Annotated in this window: 5 protein-coding genes; 2 read left to right on the top strand and 3 right to left on the bottom strand. The window is 32.3% G+C overall.

Translation table 11 applies throughout. The features are described from left to right. Window positions 1–90 precede the first annotated feature (90 nt). Window positions 91–1,167 (bottom strand): serine hydrolase domain-containing protein, encoded by a 1,077-nt coding sequence (locus tag AB8B65_RS18150; protein WP_405302702.1) that lies wholly within the window; start codon window positions 1,165–1,167, stop codon window positions 91–93. A gap of 88 nt (window positions 1,168–1,255) precedes the next feature. After that, on the bottom strand, window positions 1,256–2,566 hold the full coding sequence (locus tag AB8B65_RS18145) for an aryl-sulfate sulfotransferase (RefSeq protein ID WP_405302701.1): 1,311 nt from the start codon (window positions 2,564–2,566) through the stop codon (window positions 1,256–1,258). A 264-nt stretch (window positions 2,567–2,830) separates the two neighbouring features. Between AB8B65_RS18145 and AB8B65_RS18140 the strand changes: the two genes are divergently transcribed. Beyond that, window positions 2,831–3,520 (top strand): zinc-dependent peptidase, encoded by a 690-nt coding sequence (locus AB8B65_RS18140; protein WP_405302700.1) that lies wholly within the window; start codon window positions 2,831–2,833, stop codon window positions 3,518–3,520. Here the strand turns inward: AB8B65_RS18140 and AB8B65_RS18135 are convergent. Beyond that, complete coding sequence (locus tag AB8B65_RS18135) at window positions 3,517–4,173, bottom strand: sensor histidine kinase (RefSeq protein WP_405302699.1); 657 nt, start codon at window positions 4,171–4,173, stop codon at window positions 3,517–3,519. The two genes, AB8B65_RS18140 and AB8B65_RS18135, sit on opposite strands and share 4 nt — an antisense overlap. 528 nt (window positions 4,174–4,701) lie before the next feature. Here AB8B65_RS18135 and AB8B65_RS18130 point away from each other — a divergent pair. Further along, a partial coding sequence (locus AB8B65_RS18130; protein WP_405302698.1) for a hypothetical protein occupies window positions 4,702–5,141 on the top strand: 440 nt, incomplete at its 3' end.

Here is a 5,141-nt window from a genome sequence, read left to right as displayed (position 1 = left end):
TCGAACTGACGCTTCATTATACTTTTTTAATTCCAAATGCACAACGGGTTAAATAGAAAATAATATTTCATTTTGAGTTTTTTATAAATACTACAATCGATCTAAAATTACAGGAATCATTTCTTGAAAAAATACGTTGTTATAGTGTAATCCGCTGCAATTGGTTGTAAAACTAATAGCGGTGTTATTTGCTTCATTATAAAATAGGAACGATTGGTATTTTAGTGTGCCGCCAGAATGCCCAATATACGTTTCGTTTTTGTAGGTCAGTTTCATAATTCCGTATCCGTACGCAGCTATTTTTCCAGCTTTCCCTATCGGAATCTCCATTGGTTGCATGGAAATCCACGTTTGCATTGTATGTAAACTCGATTGTTGTAAGATGCTTTTTTCGACGAACATTTTATGAAGAAACAAGTTCATTTCTTCTGTAGTTGCAAACGCGCCACCATCAAAACCGTAATGTTCTCGCCATTGAGAAACGTCAGAACTTTTCTTCTCGTCTTGCGCAAAAAAAGCGATTGTATTTTCTGGAGTTTCACCAATTTGAATGGTTTCAAATCCGAGATTTTTATAAAAATTATTGAACGCTTCTTTAAAAGATTGCTTCGTTATTTTTGAAACAATTTCTTCTAAGAAGACATAATTTGTATTGCTATAGCTAAAAGTATTTGTATGATTTTGTTCGGTGTTTATGAATGCTAGTTTTTCTGCAAATGTTTTTGGCGCTTGTCCGTTGATGACTTTTTGAATCCATTGTGGATTTTGCGTATAATCAGCCAAGCCACTTGTGTGATTTAGTAATTGTTTTATGGTAATATTGGCAATGTATTCGTTTGGTAGAAAGTCAATATATTTTGAAACAGGATCGTTTAGTATCAATTCTCCTTCTTCAATCAATTTAAAAATAAGCGTAGTTGCCAAAAGTTTGGTTGTACTTCCAATTCCATAAACAGATTGGTCTTTTAGTTTTGGATGATGATAGTTAAGTTCAAATTTTTCTTTTCCTTGTTGAATCAGCAAATTAAATGCTGGAATATTTTTCTTTTGAGCGATTTTTAAAACGTCTTTTTTGATTTTTTTGAAACCATTAAAAGCTGTTTCAACCTTTTGTACTTCTGAAAAAGGCAAAAGAAAGTAGAGTGCTAAAAAGTAAATTGATCGCATACGATTGATTTTAGTGAAAAGTACATATAATATGCACCACTATTCTTTTAAATAACGATAAATAAAACTTAAAAGTATCTGACTAAGATTAGAGTCCTAAAATTGCCAAATTTGGATCGTCTACTTCGTAATCATACGCTCTCCAAAAGAAAGAACCAACTCCGCCATTGTAACGCCAAACAACTTCTTTTTCGGGTGTAACTTCCCAGAAACCAAAATCGCCTTCACATATTAATGTGTTTCCATTAGAGAGACGTTCTGCTCCAGAAACTTTAGCAGAAAACATATCCGTATTTGTATAAGACCATACTACGGTTGGCTCATTGTCAGTATCGGGCGTTAGTGAAAATGTAGCAGGCATTTCTAATTCGTAAACTGTAGAAACTCCTTCGGCAAATCCGTTTACATATACCAACATATTTCCGTCACCTGGCACACCATTTTCTAATAAATTTGGGTAGTGATTGCGATCGCTTCGCACTTCTCCCATCATATTGTCATACGCGCGTGGATTTCCAAATCGGTATAGGATATCGCCACCTTTGCCATAATTTCCGCCAGTTTCAGTAGCTGCTTCTGCAGTTGTTGTACTGTGATCAATGACCCATACTTCGCTAAAAAAGTTGACACTTAAATAAATGACATCTTTGTTTTCATCATAATCAAAACCATTTGCGTGCATAAAATCTCCATTATTTGCAGGATTGTAATTGACATTAAATTTATTCGGATTTTGACTTACAATTCCATAGTTGGGAAGTGAAGCATCGTCATCTTGAATGATATGTTCAAAACTTCTCCATTCCCAAACAATTGTGTCTGTAGCAGGATCAATTTCTATTAGTTTTTCAGGATAAATATTACCAGGATTTACAGATCCTTGTAATGCAGCATCAGCTTCAAGAATACGTTCCCAAACCAATAATAAAACATTTCCATTTGGAAGCATCTCTACATCGTGATGCAATACAAAATCAGCATTATTTAATATATATTCCCATTCAACATTTCCGTTGAAGTCTAATATCCTTACAATTCCGGCTGAGCCACCAAATTGAATTTCGGTACTTGTATCTTTAAAAATTCCTAAGAGTTTTCCGTTTGGTAATATTTCTAAGTCATTTCCTAACACATTATCAAAAGTAAATTCGTGTACAACTTGCCCAGTTTTATCTAGTATTGTTGAGAAATTTTTACCTGCGTGAATCGCCAATGTTAAATTGTTATGGATTTTATCAGCTTCATACACTTCTACTTCAGGAGCCAAGTTTACTGGAACTGGATTCGGGTTTGGGTTTTCAGCTTCGGGTGTAATAATAACTGAATCATCATCAGCACAGCTTGCAAAAGCAAAAATGATTGCTAATGCTATATATTTTAAGGTTGGAATACGTTTCATCATAGCTTCTTTAATAGGCTAAAAATATATAATTATTGAATAATTTCATCACTAAAATAGATAAGTTTTGCCGTTTTTGATCGATTGAGTACATTTTTTAACTTTTACAGACCATTTTTCTATTTTTTTATTCAACAGAATAGTTATTTTAGCAAACGAACCGATTTACAAATTTTACCAAACTGCGTATTTCCTAAATTAATACCATTGCCATTAAATTATATTAAAGGATTTTTTTATCGAAAGACAAACTTATATCGCACTGTGTTATTTGCGAATTTGTTTACAGAAAGACAACGCGTTGTTGTTGCTGAAGAATTGCCCTTTTATACCAAATTGACTCCGAAAGAGAAGCGTATTTTTGAACATAGAGTATTGCGCTTTATTCGATATCATACTTTTGTAGGGCGTGAAAATTTATTTGTAACGGAGCGCATGCAATTGTTAATTGCGTCTACAGCGATTATGATTACGTTCGGATTTGGTCGGTATTTGCTTTCGCGATTTGAAACGATTTTGGTATATCCAGAACATTATTTTTCAAACATTACGCAACAATATCACAAGGGAGAAGCCAATCCGAAATACAGAACCTTAGTGTTTTCATGGGAAGATTTTGAAGAAGGTATCAAAATTCAAGATGACAATCTAAATTTAGGAATTCATGAACTTACGCACGCATTGCATTTTAGTTTCTTGACAGAAAAAAGTTATAATGCACGTTTGTTTTTAAAACATTACAAATTATTACTTGCTTCTTTAACAGATACTGCTGCGCAAAAACGCCTAATAAGAATCGGTTATTTGCGCGATTATGCTTTTGAAAATCAGTATGAATTCTTATCAGTTTTGATAGAACATTTCTTTGAAACACCTGAAGAGTTTAAGGCAAAATTACCTAATATTTACAACAGAGTCAAATTGATGTTAAACATGGATGTGGCTGGTTTTTAAATTTGAATTAATGGAATTCTAAGACAACTTTTAGTTCCAGCAATGCCACCAGCATCATTTCGAACTGTTCGCACGTCCAAAAACTTTTGTTCACATGCGCTATCATTGATGATTTTTAAGCGTTCATTTATATTTTCAAGCGAAATTCCGTCACTTTCATTCAGTTCTTTTTTTGTTTTTAGGATGCCATCACCATTATCGGTAATGCACACGTATAACATTTCTTTTTCTAGCACAATTGAAATTTTCAATTCGCCTTTTCCGTTGCGTTTCATTCCTTTCAAACCATGAATAATTGCATTTTCAATTAACGGTTGAAAAATAAGTGGCGGCACTTTTGTAAATTCTAAATCTTTTTTTAGCGCTTCATCAATCATAATAGTGTATGCAAAACCTTTATTGAAAAGATCGCGTTGCAATTCTATATACAATGTTGAAATTTCAATTTCGTCTTGTAAATCGATCAATTTGCATTTCGTAGATTTTTGGACGAGTCGGTATAAATGTGAAAGCCTATTTAGCCAATTAATTGACTGGTTCACATTTCCTTTGGTAATTGCATTACAGATACTTTGAATTGCATTATTGATAAAATGCGGATTCATTTGGGAATTTAAAAGATCGTAGCGTAACGATAGTTCATTTGATGACATTCAATACAGTTTTTTTTAGTTAACATTTGTTATGCTGGTTTTTAGGGATTTCTATAAAATTGGTATACGTAAATGTACTATTGTTACATGCAAACTACAACAGGTTTTTGCCCCTTTTCGCGAAAACAGACACTATATTCACGGAAAATAGCATGTATTGTGTAGGTGTAAAATGTTGTTTTTTAAGTGTTTAAAATATAATTTCTTAAAAATGTAAAAAAATACATCAATTCATGGAATTGACAGTAAAAATATTTCATTTTGTAATAAAAATGACACTATTTTGTGATTTTCTTTTTAAGAAAAAAGGTAAGTGGAGAAGGTTTTTAATATAATTTCATCAAAATAAATATATAAAAAGTATGATTTTTACTTATTTTTTCTTTACTTGGAATGTATTGCTGTTTTCGCTTTTTATTCTCCCTCAAATCCTAGTAAAAAACAGTCTTTTTAGCTTCTTAACATTCATTCATTTTTTGAATGTATATGTGTGAATTACTTTTATTCTTATTGAAATATAGAATTATTATGATTAAAAAATTACTATTTGTTTTATTGTTATGTGTGTCAAAACAATTGTATAGTCAAAGTTTAACAAATGTTGGCGCTGAATTGATGTTGCAAGAATCGGCAGTTATATATAGTGAAGATAGTTTTGCAAACAGAAATGGAGGAGAAATTAAAGGTAGTGGTACGATGGATTTTGACCTTGCAAGAAATTTTGCGGTTATTAATCCTGGAGTCGTTATTGGTGATTTGAGTTTTGATTCTTCTTTGCTCAGTAGCCCAGAAGCTGGTTTTATGCTAGATATACAAGGAAACGCAGGAATTGGACTTGAAAACGGCCATGATCATGTATTTGTTAATGGTGATTTAACGCTGTTCGGAGTTTTAGATATCAATACAATTGATGGTTTTATCCCAGCAACTACCGATTCGTTTACCATTATAACTTACACAGGGAATAT

The organism is Kordia sp. (assembly GCF_045105435.1).
In the GTDB taxonomy this organism is placed as follows: Bacteria; Bacteroidota; Bacteroidia; order Flavobacteriales; family Flavobacteriaceae; genus Kordia.
The sequence above is the reverse complement of the archived record's forward strand: the minus strand, read 5'-3'. Positions and strand labels throughout refer to the sequence as shown.

Excerpts from the sequence above, each read along its gene's own strand:
- AB8B65_RS18150 (WP_405302702.1), bottom strand. The coding sequence starts at position 1,167 with ATGCGATCAATTTACTTTTTAGCACTCTACTTTCTTTTGCCTTTTTCA.
- AB8B65_RS18145 (WP_405302701.1), bottom strand. The coding sequence starts at position 2,566 with ATGAAACGTATTCCAACCTTAAAATATATAGCATTAGCAATCATTTTT.
- AB8B65_RS18135 (WP_405302699.1), bottom strand. The coding sequence starts at position 4,173 with ATGTCATCAAATGAACTATCGTTACGCTACGATCTTTTAAATTCCCAA.